General features: G+C 72.7%; 15 protein-coding genes. 4 read left to right on the forward strand and 11 right to left on the reverse strand.

Annotation, left to right across the window (positions count from 1 at the left end):
• The first annotated feature begins 95 nt into the window (after nucleotides 1-95).
• A complete protein-coding gene (locus ACGFZ2_RS31600; RefSeq protein WP_393460078.1) occupies nucleotides 96-347 on the forward strand; it encodes a hypothetical protein in 252 nt (83 codons plus the stop codon).
• On the opposite strand, the gene ACGFZ2_RS31605 is transcribed toward ACGFZ2_RS31600, so the two are convergent.
• Both ACGFZ2_RS31605 and ACGFZ2_RS31610 read right to left on the reverse strand, forming a co-directional pair.
• Entirely contained in the window at nucleotides 312-1,343 is a 1,032-nt protein-coding gene (locus ACGFZ2_RS31605; protein ID WP_393460081.1) for a CU044_5270 family protein, read from the reverse strand. The two genes, ACGFZ2_RS31600 and ACGFZ2_RS31605, sit on opposite strands and share 36 nt — an antisense overlap.
• A gap of 1 nt (nucleotide 1,344) precedes the next feature.
• Nucleotides 1,345-1,893 (reverse strand): sigma-70 family RNA polymerase sigma factor, encoded by a 549-nt coding sequence (locus ACGFZ2_RS31610; RefSeq protein ID WP_357462680.1) that lies wholly within the window; start codon nucleotides 1,891-1,893, stop codon nucleotides 1,345-1,347.
• An 89-nt stretch (nucleotides 1,894-1,982) separates the two neighbouring features.
• Here ACGFZ2_RS31610 and ACGFZ2_RS31615 point away from each other — a divergent pair, with 89 nt between their 5' ends.
• A complete protein-coding gene (locus ACGFZ2_RS31615) occupies nucleotides 1,983-2,162 on the forward strand; it encodes a hypothetical protein (protein ID WP_393460084.1) in 180 nt (59 codons plus the stop codon).
• Between the two features lie 61 nt (nucleotides 2,163-2,223).
• On the opposite strand, the gene ACGFZ2_RS31620 is transcribed toward ACGFZ2_RS31615, so the two are convergent.
• The 7 genes from ACGFZ2_RS31620 to mobC all read right to left on the reverse strand — a co-directional run bounded on the left by ACGFZ2_RS31620 (nucleotide 2,224) and on the right by mobC (nucleotide 10,213).
• Nucleotides 2,224-3,261, reverse strand: coding sequence for a hypothetical protein (locus ACGFZ2_RS31620; protein ID WP_393460087.1), 1,038 nt, complete (start codon nucleotides 3,259-3,261; stop codon nucleotides 2,224-2,226).
• 117 nt (nucleotides 3,262-3,378) lie between these two features.
• Nucleotides 3,379-4,092: a hypothetical protein gene (locus ACGFZ2_RS31625; protein WP_393460090.1), complete on the reverse strand. Its 714-nt coding sequence runs from the start codon at nucleotides 4,090-4,092 to the stop codon at nucleotides 3,379-3,381.
• Between the two features lie 254 nt (nucleotides 4,093-4,346).
• The gene (locus ACGFZ2_RS31630; RefSeq protein WP_393460093.1) at nucleotides 4,347-6,506 is read right to left on the reverse strand and encodes a tetratricopeptide repeat protein; all 2,160 of its coding nucleotides are present in this window, start codon (nucleotides 6,504-6,506) and stop codon (nucleotides 4,347-4,349) included.
• A 95-nt stretch (nucleotides 6,507-6,601) separates the two neighbouring features.
• A complete protein-coding gene (locus tag ACGFZ2_RS31635) occupies nucleotides 6,602-6,979 on the reverse strand; it encodes a hypothetical protein (protein WP_393460096.1) in 378 nt (125 codons plus the stop codon).
• Between the two features lie 399 nt (nucleotides 6,980-7,378).
• Entirely contained in the window at nucleotides 7,379-8,359 is a 981-nt protein-coding gene (locus ACGFZ2_RS31640) for a hypothetical protein (protein ID WP_393460099.1), read from the reverse strand.
• A gap of 16 nt (nucleotides 8,360-8,375) precedes the next feature.
• Nucleotides 8,376-9,872: a relaxase/mobilization nuclease domain-containing protein gene (locus tag ACGFZ2_RS31645; protein ID WP_393460102.1), complete on the reverse strand. Its 1,497-nt coding sequence runs from the start codon at nucleotides 9,870-9,872 to the stop codon at nucleotides 8,376-8,378.
• Nucleotides 9,869-10,213: a plasmid mobilization relaxosome protein MobC gene (mobC, locus tag ACGFZ2_RS31650; RefSeq protein ID WP_393460105.1), complete on the reverse strand. Its 345-nt coding sequence runs from the start codon at nucleotides 10,211-10,213 to the stop codon at nucleotides 9,869-9,871. The genes ACGFZ2_RS31645 and mobC overlap by 4 nt, the downstream gene beginning before the upstream one ends.
• A gap of 9 nt (nucleotides 10,214-10,222) precedes the next feature.
• Between mobC and ACGFZ2_RS31655 the strand changes: the two genes are divergently transcribed.
• Nucleotides 10,223-10,348: a hypothetical protein gene (locus ACGFZ2_RS31655; RefSeq protein ID WP_393460108.1), complete on the forward strand. Its 126-nt coding sequence runs from the start codon at nucleotides 10,223-10,225 to the stop codon at nucleotides 10,346-10,348.
• Between the two features lie 376 nt (nucleotides 10,349-10,724).
• Nucleotides 10,725-11,063 carry a hypothetical protein gene (locus ACGFZ2_RS31660; protein WP_393460111.1) on the forward strand — a complete coding sequence of 113 codons (339 nt, stop codon included), beginning with the start codon at nucleotides 10,725-10,727 and terminating at the stop codon, nucleotides 11,061-11,063.
• A gap of 71 nt (nucleotides 11,064-11,134) precedes the next feature.
• On the opposite strand, the gene ACGFZ2_RS31665 is transcribed toward ACGFZ2_RS31660, so the two are convergent.
• On the reverse strand, nucleotides 11,135-12,274 hold the full coding sequence (locus tag ACGFZ2_RS31665; protein ID WP_393460114.1) for a M23 family metallopeptidase: 1,140 nt from the start codon (nucleotides 12,272-12,274) through the stop codon (nucleotides 11,135-11,137).
• Nucleotides 12,271-12,729 carry a hypothetical protein gene (locus ACGFZ2_RS31670; RefSeq protein WP_393460117.1) on the reverse strand — a complete coding sequence of 153 codons (459 nt, stop codon included), beginning with the start codon at nucleotides 12,727-12,729 and terminating at the stop codon, nucleotides 12,271-12,273. The genes ACGFZ2_RS31665 and ACGFZ2_RS31670 overlap by 4 nt, the downstream gene beginning before the upstream one ends.
• Between the last annotated feature and the right edge of the window lie 332 nt (nucleotides 12,730-13,061).

Below are 13,061 nucleotides of genomic sequence, written 5' to 3' on the forward strand. Positions count from 1 at the left end.
ATGTCGGTCGGCAATTCGCAGTTCCTCGCCTTCGCGACCTCACTGGCGCCCAAAGAACCTGCCCAAGTGGTGCCGGTTCGAGGTGCCGGAATCACATGTCCGCCCGGTACCCGAGCGACATCGCCTGGCGGGTGATCGACGACGCGGAGGCGCGGGGCGTGAAGCCCGGGGTGATCCTGCGGAAGATCGTGGAGGCGCACTACGCCACGCTCGATGCCGCCAGCGACGAGTCGATCACGGTGCGACCAGCCGACATCTCTATCGTTGGGTGGGTGGGTGGCGTCCTGGAGACGCCACCCACCGAACTCGCATCAGCGGCGCACGGCGTACTCGGCGACCAGATATGACCGATAGGTGATTACTGCGGGGATTGTTACGTTCAACATGCCCGCCCTCTCGGTCAACACCTCCTCGTAGCCGAGCAACACGCCGGACCCAGGGTCGACGATCACGGTGTACTGGGCGGGTAGGCCGTGAGCGTCGGAGGTGATCGAGAACGCCTCCCCGGACCGGCCGGCGCGGTCGGTGACAGTGCCGGTCACCGTGATACCCGGCAGGTCGGCGAGAAGCCTGAGTGCCGCCGCGCGTTGCGCCGGGTTCAGCAGCCGCACGCCGGCGAGCTCGGCGACAGCCTCCAGGTACTGCACCGGGGCCTCCGGCGCGGACGCGCCCGCGGTGAGCCACTCGCGGAGCGCGTTGGCGTCCGTGGGAACCTCGCCCCGCCAGCGGCTGTGAAATTCGCCGGCCGCGTAGTCGCGTGTCTCCTCCGACGAGTCGGTCCGGCCGCCGCGCCTCTTCCACTCCCGGCGCTCCGCGTCGGAGCGGAACGTCGGGGGCAGTGCCTTCCTGAGCATCCGGCCGGCGTCGTCGTCGGTCCGCCAGGAGCGCCACTGCTCCGGTACGACAGCGGACGTCGTTCGCCCGCCAGTGATCGAGGAGTTCAGGAACCAGTTCGCCGACTCCAGGTACTCGACCGTGCCGGCCGGCCGCTGCGGTGCCGGCTGCCCCGCCGCCACCTCCGCCAGGCGCCGCAGCCGGGCTCGGGCCGTTTCCGCACTCGCCGGCGGACCGTAGGTGAGGGTCGCGGGGGTGGCCGCGTACGCCGGCTGCGGCTCCCGGGCCGTCTCGAGCGCTACCCCACCAGCAGCCACCGCCAGGACCACTGTGCCGGCCGCCAGCAGGAGACGACGTCGCGGCACCGCCCGTCTGGCCGGGCGGCCGGTGCGGTCGGAGGCGAGAATGCGCGCCAGGTCGCGCGCGCGACGCTCCTCGTCGTCGGGCCGGCTGTCCCGTGCGGGATCCAAGCCGCCCAACAGTTGGCGCACCTCATCGACAGCGTTCATCTCATCGCCCCCAATTCGACATCGACGGCGCCGTCCGCGGCGGCTGCCCCGCCTCGACACCGACCACATTCAGCTGCGCCCGAAGCCGGCGGCGGGCGCGCATCAGCCGCATCGCGAACGTCGCCCGCGAGCACCCGAGAACGACCGCCGCCTCGGCGGCGGTCAGGCGCTCCCAGGCGACCAGCCGAAGGACTTCCCGATCGGCCGCCGGGACCTGATCAAACGCGACCGCGGCGTCACGCTGGCTGATCACCTCGTCCGCGTGATCCATCACCACCGACTGATTCGGCTCCGCCGCTACGCGCAGCGTCAACTCCCGCCACCGTCGACGGCCCCTGGCCTCGTTGGCCAGCACCAGTCGCGCCACCCCGTACAACCATGGCAGGGCGGACTCCGCAGGAACATCACGCAGGCGGCGCCACGCGACGAGGAAGACCTCGGCAACCACATCACCTACGTCAGACTCGACGACCCGACGAGCCACATACCGCCACACGTCACCGTGGTGACGCTCGTACAACTCGGTGAAACGGTCTTCGCTGCCGTCCATGGCACCTCCTACTGTGCTATGTCCGGCATCAGCCGCGACATCACGACCAGCAACGAGAAATCACCCAAGAGCGTCAAATGCTCCGACTGATGACCTGGGTGACCGCCGGCCGCCAAACCGCCGGCCTCGTCGGCGTCGCCGCTGGCCTGCTCGCTTGGGCTGGCGGCCTCAACCCACCTACCGCCGTACTGACCGGCGGTGGTGGCTTCGCCGGCACTGTTCTGCTTATCCTCACTGCCGTCCAGTTCACTACCGGCGAGCCGCAGTGAGGCAGGGAACCCTCGATCTGGTCCCCGAAGACCTAGCTCGACGACTTGCTCCACCGCGCTTCTACCGGCCCGGCACCTCAGCGGTAACACCGGGCAAGGGGGGCCGCGCCGGCGCCTGGGTGCCCTCGGTCGGCCGGCCGGCCGTCGCGGCTTCGGTGACAGCGGCTGCGGTCGACTGGGGGAACGCCTGGGCCGCGAGCCGAGCCCCCCGCACATCACGTTCACCGGACCCGGTCGAAGTCTGGTCGGCATCTGGGCGCCTGTCGCGAGTGCCTTCCTCGGTGGCGCGGCCGGCCTCCCGCCACTCACCGTCGAGAGTGACGGCGCGGCGGTCCTCGCCGCCGTGGGCCTCGGCTCGCGCCGCGGCGGCGCTCTGGTCCATGGCGTAGTCGTCGACCACCCGGAACGCGTACGCGGCTGGGGTGCGGGCCCGGTCGACGAGTCCGGGCACCTGCCGCAGCAGGTCACGCACATCGTGCCCAGCGCGCTGCAACTGGTCGAGCTTGTACGCCAGCGCCGGCCACGCCTCCGACCCGATGACCCGTTCCGCCCGGTCGGCGGTCCACACCTCCCGCACGTGCACCGCCATCGCCTCCTGGCGCTCCTGGGCGGTGCGGCGTCGCTCGCCGGCGTCAACCGGCCGGGTGCCCGTCGCGCGGTCGCCGTCGTCGAGAGCGACGCGGTCGAGTTGGTCGGACAGCCACGCCGCGTCTCCCGGCCGGGCACCGGTGTGCGTGTCGACGCGGACACCACGCTCGGCGAGCCGCACCACCATGACCTGCTGCGCGGCCCCGGCGCGGGGATCGACGTCCGCCCACCCGGCGCTGGCCCGCCAGGCCCGCGCGATGTCGTCGGCCGACGCCTGCCGCCACCACGACGCCCGGGTCGCCGGCCGCCACACCGCAGCGTCGGCCTGCTGTGCCGCGCGCACCTGGGCGCGAATGCGACGGGCCTGTTCCTCGCTGGCCCGGGTGGCGCGTTGCAGCTGGGCGATGCGGGCGTCGATGAGCACCTGCGCCAGTTGTCCGGCGGCCTGGATCGCGGCGGTGACCGCTGCGGTGGCCCGCTGGTGGATTTCGGCCATCTCGTTGTCGGGCACTACCTTGTCCTCCTCAACGCTGCGGATCCCGGTCGACGCTCGGATCGATGCGGGACCGGACCGGGCCCGGCACGGTGTGGACCGGCCGCTGCGACGGCCCGCTCTGGGTCGGCACATTCACTTGGTCGACGAGGGGGCGCCCGACTGGAGCAGTGGCATCAGGTGTGCGGCTGCTGCCGCCGCCGCGCCGGCGGCGTGAGCCTGTTGCTGGGCGGCGCGCAGCTCGGCGAGCGCCACGACCAGCCGGGCCGCCTGGACGACCACGGCGAGCAGGACGGCCGCCTCACCACCGTCGCGGGCGTGTCCGGCGACCAGCAGCGCGTCCGCCACGCGGCCCAACTCCCCGGCCACCGACGACGCCACCGGCGCCGGCGCGCGACGCGGCGGCGCCGCCGCGCGAGCCAGCGCATCGGCGGCCCGGCTCACCGGACCCCGTCCCGACGGTTCGGTGGCCGCCGCCACGCGCGCCAGCAGCTCTGCGCTGGCCCGCGCCACCGCAGGCCACTGCGGCGAGCCGGGAGTAACCCCGGCCAGCCGGCCGCTGATCGCCTCCAGCGCAGCAGCAGAGGATCGCCACACCGCCATCCGGTCCTCGCTGCGCAGGCTCGATTCCGCGGAATCCGCCGCTTTCCACTGACCGGCCGAGGGCCGCTCGGCCTCGGGCCACCGTTTGCGGACCTGGGGAAGGCTGAGGTCGCCGTCCAGGCTGCGCCCCGCGTACCAGGTCGGCTTACCCGCCCCGGCCGGCCGCAGCGCCACCGCGTACCCGACCACCTGCTCCGGGTCCTTCGCTGCGGTGCGCGCCGCTACCAGCAGCCCCGCGCCCTTCATGGCCCAGCCGTAGTTTCCGACCCGAAAACAACGGCAACGCTGGTCAACCGGCTGATGGCAGAGGCGGCGCTACCGCCTACAAAACCAGCTCCGACCAGCGCTGCCGTTGTTTTTTCGCTGCTTACTCCCGGGAGGCCGTCCTGGTCCATCGGGCCGGGTCGTACGCGGCGCGCACCACCCCGGCAAGGCCGCGGGCGGACATCGGGGTCTTCTTCGTCGTCATGTCCTCAGGATGCGCGCCGCCGGCCGCAGCGTTACGGCATGGCACGTCTCCGCCAGTAGGCGAGGTTGTTGCGGGTGGTGAGGGTGTGCGGGTGGTCGGGGCCGAGGACCCGCAGTCCGTCGGTGAGGAGTTCGTCGAAGGCGGTGGCGGCGCCGGTGGGGTCTCCGGCCTCACCGCGCCAGTAGGCGAGGTTGCTGCGGGTGATGAGGGTGTGCGGGTGGTCGGGGCCGAGGACCCGCAGAAGGTCGGTGAGGAGTTCGTCGAAGGCGGTGGCGGCGCCGGTGGGGTCTCCGGCCTCACCGCGCCAGTAGGCGAGGTCGTTGCGGGTGATGAGGGTGTCGGGGTGGTCGGGGCCGAGGACCCGCAGTCCGTCGGTGAGGAGTTCGTCGAGGGCGGTGGCGGCGCCGGTGGGGTCTCCGGCCTTACCGCGCCAGGAGGCGAGGTTGCTGCGGGTGATGAGGGTGTCGGGGTGGTCGGGGCCGAGGACCCGCAGTCGGTCGGTGAGGAGTTCGTCGAAGGCGGTGGCGGCGCCGGTGGGGTCTCCGGCCTCACCGCGCCAGCGGGCGAGGTTGTTGCGGGTGGTGAGGGTGTCGGGGTGGTCGGGGCCGAGGACCCGCAGAAGGTCGGTGAGGAGTTCGTCGAGGGCGGTGGCGGCGCTGGCGGGGTCTCCGGCCTCACCGCGCCAGGAGGCGAGGTTGCTGCGGGTGATAAGGGTGTCGGGGTGGTCGGGGCCGAGGACCCGCAGAAGGTCGGTGAGGAGTTCGTCGAAGGCGGTGGCGGCGCCGGTGGGGTCTCCGGCCTCACCGCGCCAGAGGGCGAGGTTGTTGCGGGTGGCCAGGGTGTGGGGGTGGTCGGGGCCGAGGCGTTCGGTGGCGGTGGTGTGCAAGGTGTGGAAGTAGGCGGTGGCGGCGGTGACCTGGCCGGTCTTGCCGAGACTGTGGCCGGCGGTGAACAGAACCTGGTGGGCGCCGTGGGTGGGGCTCCACAGCAGTGCTCCGGTGTGGGTGTGCAGGGCGGTGGTGTTGTCGCGTCGGGCCTGGGCGTGTTCCCGGTCGCGTTCGATCGCGGGCCAGATGGCTTGCAGGGCGTCTGCAGCGGTGGTGGCCAGCTGCGCGATGTGGTCGGTGAGGGTGGCTTCGCGGACCACGCGTTGCAGGAGCCCGTGGACCCGGACAGTGCCGGCGTCGGGGTCGATGGTGGCGAGGCTGAGTCGGGCGAGGTTGTCGAGCGCGTCGGTGACGTCGTCAGCCTCGACCAGCCCGCCGGCGCGGGCGGCGAAATAACTCAAGGTGGCGGGGGTGGTGAACACCTCGGCGGGGATGCCGTTGGGGGCGAGCAGGGCGGCCAGTTCCAGCACCGGCCGGGCCAGACCGGGCGGGGGGAATTCGTCCGCGCGATCGATGGACAGCGACCACGTCACCGCGACCGGGTACGGGTAGTCGTCCGGCAACACCCGAGGAGCCAGAGCGGGCAGCTGTCGACGTCGGTCGGCCAGGCGGCGTCGGTAACCGGCGCAGGTCATGCTCGTCCGGTCAAGGATGTAGGCGGCGGCCTGCCCCAACGCCAGGGGAAGGTATCCGAGGTCGTCGGCCAGATCAGCGGCCTGGTCCAGCCGGACCGGATCGCCGTCGAGTTTCGCGGTCAGGTAGTTGACGGACTCGGTCGGGGTAAACACGCCCACGCCGATGCGTTGCCGGCCGACGGTCAGGGCGCTGTCCGTGCTGCGGGTAGTGACCACCGTTCGCCCCGACCCCGTGGCCGGTGGCCACAGGCCACGTAGGTCGTTCGGATCGGTCACGTCGTCCAGGACGATCAGCCAGCGCCGTGCCGTGGTGGCCAGCCAGGCCAGGAACCGGCCGGTGGCTTGGTCCGGGTCGGTGTCCTCGACGCCAGTGACGTCGGCGGCGGCCTGGGCGTAGGCGGTGACCACCGCCGAGCGGGACGTCGCCGACACCCACACCAGCAGGTCCAGGTCCCCGCAGTCCCACAGTCGGTGCGCCAGGCCGGCGGCGAGTTGGGTCTTGCCGACCCCGCCGAGGCCGGTGGCCACCTGACACACCACCACACCGTTGCCGACCGCAGCAGCCTCAAGCCCCTGGTCGGCGGGGCGTTCCTGCCGGCAGTGCGCCAGCTGCGGCACCACACCGACCCGGTGCGGCCACACCACCAGGGTACGGCCGTTGACCGTCACCGGAGCCTTAAACACTCCTGTCAGGCCGTAGCTGTTAGCGACCGCGATCTGGGGGTCAGCCTGACCGGGGACGGGTGACCCTGCACCGTCCCCGGTCAGGCTGGGGGGACCGGTGGCCCCTGCTGGAACGTCACCGGCGCGTTGAACTGCCCCATCGCCCCGTAGTTCGTGGTCACGTGGTAGATCCCGGCCCCGGTTCCCGCCGGGTCCGCCTGAGCGAGCACCGCCCGTGCCGCGGCGAGGACCTGCTCATCGGTGTCAGCGCCGGCCGCGTGCAGGTCATCGCCGATGCTGGCCTGCCACACCCTGGGCTCCGTCTCCCGCGCTTCCAAGGTCCGCACCGCCCGGTCACGGCCGGCCAGCCGCTTGACCAGCAGGCCCTTCAACCCGCTGTAGGCGTCCTGCACCCCACTGCTGATACCCGCCGTCGCCGCGGCCGCCAACGCCGCCACAATCAACTCCACCCCAGTCACCAGACCATCCTTCCCACCACAGAGGACTGCCAGTGTGACAGCACGCGGCCACATGATCACCAAGAGGTGCTGGCGGAGTCGTGTCGAGGAACGTCCCAGACGCGCCCCGGTGACCGCAAGGCCATGGTCATCAAGGGCGTCTTGGCCGACTACTCGAATGTCCCGGTTTTCGAGACACCATAATCATCTTGTTGCCGGCCTGGTGGACCTGATGAACCTGCTCGCCGGTGGTTCAGGCCGCCTATGTGTGCGACGAGGCCGCCGGACGCTGGATGAAGGAGAACGGGCAGGCCCGCTAGCGGAACCCCCTCCCAGAGAAAGTGCTGCCGCGCCGCTTCCGCTCCTCGCCGCTGGCGCGGCTGCGGTGCGGGTCGGCTTGCCACCGGTTCCACGGCACCATCACCGCGCGGGTCCATCCTGTCCCGGCGCGGCCCGCCGGAACGCTGCGGGCCCACCGTGACCCTGGCCGGCCTTGCCCGCGTCGGTGTCTGCAACAGCGTCGGCTACAGCCGCTTGGGTGGACACGGGGAAGCCCAGCGCGGCCCTGGCCGCAGGTTCAGTGCTGGCCGCAGTTGAGGACGTCTCGGAGCCGGAGCGACCGTCCTGCGTCATCTCGACGTCGCCCTTGTCCCGGTCCCGACGTACCGTGCCGAGATCGATGCGCCCGTCGAGTTGGTCCTGCACCACCCGGCACGCAAACGCCCCTGGGGTCCGGGCCCGATCCACGAAGCTGGGCACACCACGCAGCAACTGCTGCACGTCGTGGCCAGCTTGCTGCGCCTGATCCAGCGTGTACGCCAACGCACCCCACGCCTCGCACCCGAGCACCCGGTCGGCCCGCTGCCCAGACGGCCACGCCTTGCGGACCTCGGCGGCCATCCGCTCCTGCCTGTCCCGCACCGCCTCGGCGGACATCGCCGGCCGCCGCGACCGATTTGTAGCCTCGCGCACCGCCCGGTCGACGGCATCGGACAGCACCTCGATGTCGTCCGGCTCGCGCGTCGGCTCGGGCTTCTCGGCCGCCCGGCCCGCTCTCTTGGCGAGCTGGTCGACGACCACCTGCCGGGCCTGCTGCGCCCGGGGATCGACGTGCTGCCACGTCGATGCGGCCCGCCACACCCGCGCGATGTCCTCCGTCCCCGCGGTGCGCCACCACGCCGGCCGCATCGCCGGCCGCCACACCGCCGCGTCGGCCTGCTGTGCCGCGCGAGCCTGCGCGCGGATCTGCCGGGCCTGCTCCTCGCTGGCCCGCGCGGCGCGTTGCAGCTGCGCGATGCGGGCGTCGATGAGCACCTGGGCCAGTTGGCCGGCAGCCTGGATCGCGGCGGTCATCGCCGCGGTGGCCCGCTGGTGGATCTCGGCCATCTCGTTGTCGGCCACTACCTCTCCCCGTCTCTCATCGCTGCGTCTGCTGATCCGCCGCCGGGTCGACGCGGGTCCGGGCCCGCGTCGTATTCGGCTCCTCGCGCCCGCCGCGCGGGCCTGGAACGTCTCGCTCGACGTGCACCGAGCCCTGCGCGAGCAGCGGCATCAGGTGAGCGGCTGCTCTGGCCGCCGCGCCTGCGGCGTGTGCCTGCTGCTCGGCCGCGCGTAGCTCGGCCAGCGCCACCACCAGCCGGGCCGCCTGCACGACCACGGCGAGCAGCACCGCCGCCTCGCCGCCGTCGCGGGCGGGTCCGGTGACCATCAGCGCGTCGGCGACTCGGCCCAGCTCGGCGGCGATCGTCGATGCCGCTGGTGCCGGCGCGCGACGCGGTGGTGCCGCCGCGCGGGCCAGTGCGTCAGCCGCCCGCGTCACCGGTCCCCGCCCGGACGGCTCGGTGGCCGCCGCGACCCGCGCCAGTAGGTCGGCGCTGGCGCGGGCCACCACCGGCCACTGCGGCGAGCCCGGCGCGACGCCGGCCAGCCGCCCGCTGATCGCCTCCAGGGCGGCGGCCGACGACCGCCACACCGCCATCCGGTCCTCACCGCGCAGCGCGGTCGATTCTGCGGAATCCGCCGCCTTCCACTGCCCAGCCAACGCCGGCGGCGCGTCGGGCCACCGCTTGCGGATCTGGGTCAGGCTCAGGTCGCCGTCCAGGCTGCGGCCGGCATACCAGCGCGGCTTATCAGTACCGGTAGGTCGTAGCGCCACGGCGTACCCGACCACCTGGTCCCGGTCCGTCGCCGCGGTGCGCGCAGCGACCAGCAGACCCGCGCCCCGCATTCGCGCGACCCACTCGGCCTCGCTGCCGGCACCCGCGAGCGCGGCCCGGACCTGGCGGCGCAGCAGCTCCCGGTCCGGCGCCTGGTCGACGCGCCGGGCCCGCTCGACCTCGGGCCGGGTCAGCTCCGGACGCCGGGTCGCACCGGCCCGACCGGGCGTCCACTTGCCCAACCCGAACTCGTCCTCCAGGAGGTCGGCGACCTGCTGGCTGCGCCGCTTATCCTGCCGCAGCCACACCGGCGCCCCGTCCTCGGTAGCGAGGGTGACGACCACGTGGATGTGGTCGTTGCCCTTCGCCGACAGCCCGTGCCGCACCGCGACCCACCGACACCCGGCCCGCTCGGCGTCGCCGGTGAAGCCCATCTCCTGTACGAACCGGGCCGCGATGCGACCCCACGTCGCGTCGTCGAGCTGCCCCTCCTGGGCCGGCAAGCTCAGCGAGCACTGCCACACGTACTGCCCCACTCCGCGCTCACCGGCAGCGATCTGCGGCGCGTCCAACCGCGCCGCCAGCTCGTCCAGCGACCACCGCTCGCCGTCGCGGTCGTGCCGGCCGGGAGCCAGCAGCGCCACGTCGTCGTACCCGGCGACCAGGTGCGGATTGACATGTTCCTCGGCCTTCCCCGGGCCCCACAGGTACTCCAGCAGACCCCGCACCCTGGCGCCGTAGGTGACCTTCGGAATCATCGCCGGCCTGTCTGGGCGGCAGCGATCGCGGTCACGAGGTCGTCGACGCGGGCCGCGATACGCGCCAGGTACGCCGCCGTGGCCGCCAGGTCCCCGGCCGGCTCTCCGGTGGAGTGCAGCCGCGCCACCGCCTGGTTGAGGTTGGTCGCCGCGCCCCGCATCTGCCGGTGCACACCCATCAACTCCACCAACAGCGGGCCCGTCTCACCGCCCCCGCCCGGCCCGGCCGGGGCAGGCACGAGCGGCGCAGAACCGGCCTCCGCCAGGTACGCCGAGGTGGCCATCCGGGCCGCCGCCGCGTTCGCCTCGACCGCCGCCATCTCCGTCTCGGACAACCTCACGGTCACCCGGTGAACGCGCGGATCATCGTCGTTGTGGGCACGCCGACGACGCTCACTGGCACCGAACCGGACCACACCGACCTGCGGCGACTCAGCCACGTCGACCACCCTCCCGGCGGGCCGACGCCGCCCTGAACTGCCCGGCCGCCACGCGGCCCGTCTGACCAAAAGTCAGACTTTTACTCCAACTTGCTCCGGCGAGGCCGGTGGGTCGCGCGTGCGCGACCTGACGTGGTCGCGGACCCGAGCGCACCTGACGGCGCGCACCACGAGACGGCCTCGTGGTGACCCTGCACGGCCGGTCGCCAGCGCCCAGCGTCAACGACGCGGCGCGTCGCTGTGCGACGTGCCGGTGGCACGTCCCTGCTCCTGGTCGACGTCCTCGGCGGACACTGACGGCGCCTTCGGCGGTCACCAGCGGGGGCGCAAAAGTGGGCCCACGAGGATCGATCTTGACCGCTAGGCTCGGCGTCCACATCCACCAGACCGGAGCATCCAGGGGGAGGATCCCATGGCCGAACAGTCCGCCAAGGCCGTCCGTACCGAGACCGAGCGGGCCGCGCTGCAACTGCTGCGTGAGCGCGCGAACCTGGTCGGCGAGGCTGCTACCGCCCGCCACGACCGCGATCAGCTCGTCGACGCGCTGCGTGAGGCTAACGCCCGCTACGCCGCCCGCTACGCCGACGCCGTCGCCGGCGGCTGGACCGCCGACGACCTGGCCAAGCTCGGCCTGGATGCACCGGAGTCGTCCAGCACGTCCAGGCGGCGCCGCGCACCTCGGCAGGCGCAACCCGTGCAGGATCGGCGGGACGAGCTGATGACGCCGGCCGACGTCCCGGCGCACACGTAGCGGCCACGCCCACGTCACGATGACGGCCTCCCCAGCTTCGGCGAGGGAGGCCGTCATCGTGTGGGCGCCGGTCATGACCTGGTCCCGAGCGGCACGCCGCGGGCCCGCATCCACGGCTCCGGGTCGACCGCGTTGCGGCTGTTGGCGTGATACGGGCCAGGGCGCACGTTGACGTGCACCTCGAAGTGCAGGTGTGGCCCGGAGCTACCGCCCGAGTTGCCGACGTGTCCGATGACCGCTCCGGCCGCGACGCGCTGACCGATCGACACCTCGGGCCGCTGGATCATGTGGCAGTAGCGGGTCACGACGTTGCCCGCGTGGCGGATGTCGACGTACCACCCGCAGCCACGCGCACCGGTGTGCCCGTCACGGTCGCAGGTGGTGTGCCAGTCACACTTGACCTGCTCCACGACCCCGGCCGACGCGGCGCGGATCGGGTCACCCCGCACGTCCGACGTCGACATGTCCACCCCTGCATGCAGGCGGCCGTTGCGCTGACCGAACGGGCTGGTGATCATCGCTTGGAGCGGCTGCACCCACCCGCCCGGACCAACCGGCACTGGGCCCAGGTCGTCGACGCCGCACGGGGCCGTCGGCGCACCGCCGCCGATGTCGTCGATGCTCGGCAGACCGAGCACCCGCGCGGCGAGCTGCTCGGCGTCGGCCTCCCACTTCTGATACGCCTCCGGAACGCCCGAGCGCTGCACTGCCTGCGCGGCGTCGGTCAGCCGCATTCGCTGCCACCCGTCGACGCGCACCAGGGCCTCGTAGAACTTCCCGGCCGCGTAGCTGGGCGTCATCCGCTGGGCGACGGTGCCCCACCCGGGACGCTGCTGGAACAGCCCGACCGAGTCGTGGTCGCGGCCCACGCCCTCGTGTGGCAGCGACAGCGACTCGGGCACGGTGGCGTTGGCAAGGTTGCGCAGTGTGGACTCCTGCATTGCGGTGGCCAGCGCGATGACGTACCCGCGCGGCGGCACCTGACGCTGGCGTCCGACCGCCACGATGGTCGCCGCGTTCGTGCTCTGGGCGCTGTCCCACCTGCCGGCGCCTGGCACTGGTGAGGCGCCAGGCACCGACGGCACCTCGCACGCCGCCGCTTCCGCCTGCGCCTGGCCGAACAGCACCAGGGGCAGTCCCACCGTTCCGCCGCACACCAGCGTCACCGCCGCCAACACCGCCGCCGCGAGAGCGACCGACCGACGAGTCATCGGACCGCCCGGACGAAGTCGTTGCCGGTGACCGCCCACCGTCCGTTGACGGCGGCGAGGGTGACGGTCAACGTACCGGCGTCGGTGGGCACCTCGTACACCGCTGCGCCGTCCTTCGGCGCCTGCTTCGCTGCCGGGCGGCCCGTCACCTGGGTCGCGGGAACCTGCGCTGGGTCGACGGTGCGCAGGACAGCGGCGAAGCCCTCCTCACAGTGCGGCGCGACCCGCTGCCACCACACGTCCTCCGGCAGATCCGGCCGCGCCCACGCCACCGCGAATGCCGCCACCACCCGTGGCGCCTGAGCCGCTGGCGGCGGCGCGACAGGTGCCCGCTCGTCGCCGTGGTCGTCGCTGCCCGGTGCCTCGCTGGTCGACTTCGGCACCACGTCGGCCGCGCCGGCCGTCGGGTACACCGGGCCGCTGAGGTCCGGCGCCGGCGTGCCCGGCTCGGCCACCGCACCGCACCCTGCCAACGCCACAGCCACAACCGCACCCGCAGCGGCCAACACCGCCCGAACCCACCATCCCACGTCATTGATGCGCGCGGATGCGCCTGCTCTGCGTGCCATACGACGCCTCCCCCGTGCTGCCATTCGCGTCCCTGTCGCGGCAGAGCAATCACCATAGATCCATTGAGAAACGCGGTGCTACTGTCGGCTACTCGTCGGTGACCTTGATACGCGGGGGAGGCATCAGGTGACGGGGAGCATCTGCGCGCAACGGGGCCGCCGGTGAAGACGGCTGCTGTCGCCGCGCACCGCACACGCCTCGGAAACGCTCCGCACCT

This window comes from Micromonospora sp. NPDC048063 (assembly GCF_043202855.1).
In the GTDB taxonomy this organism is placed as follows: Bacteria; Actinomycetota; Actinomycetes; order Mycobacteriales; family Micromonosporaceae; genus Micromonospora.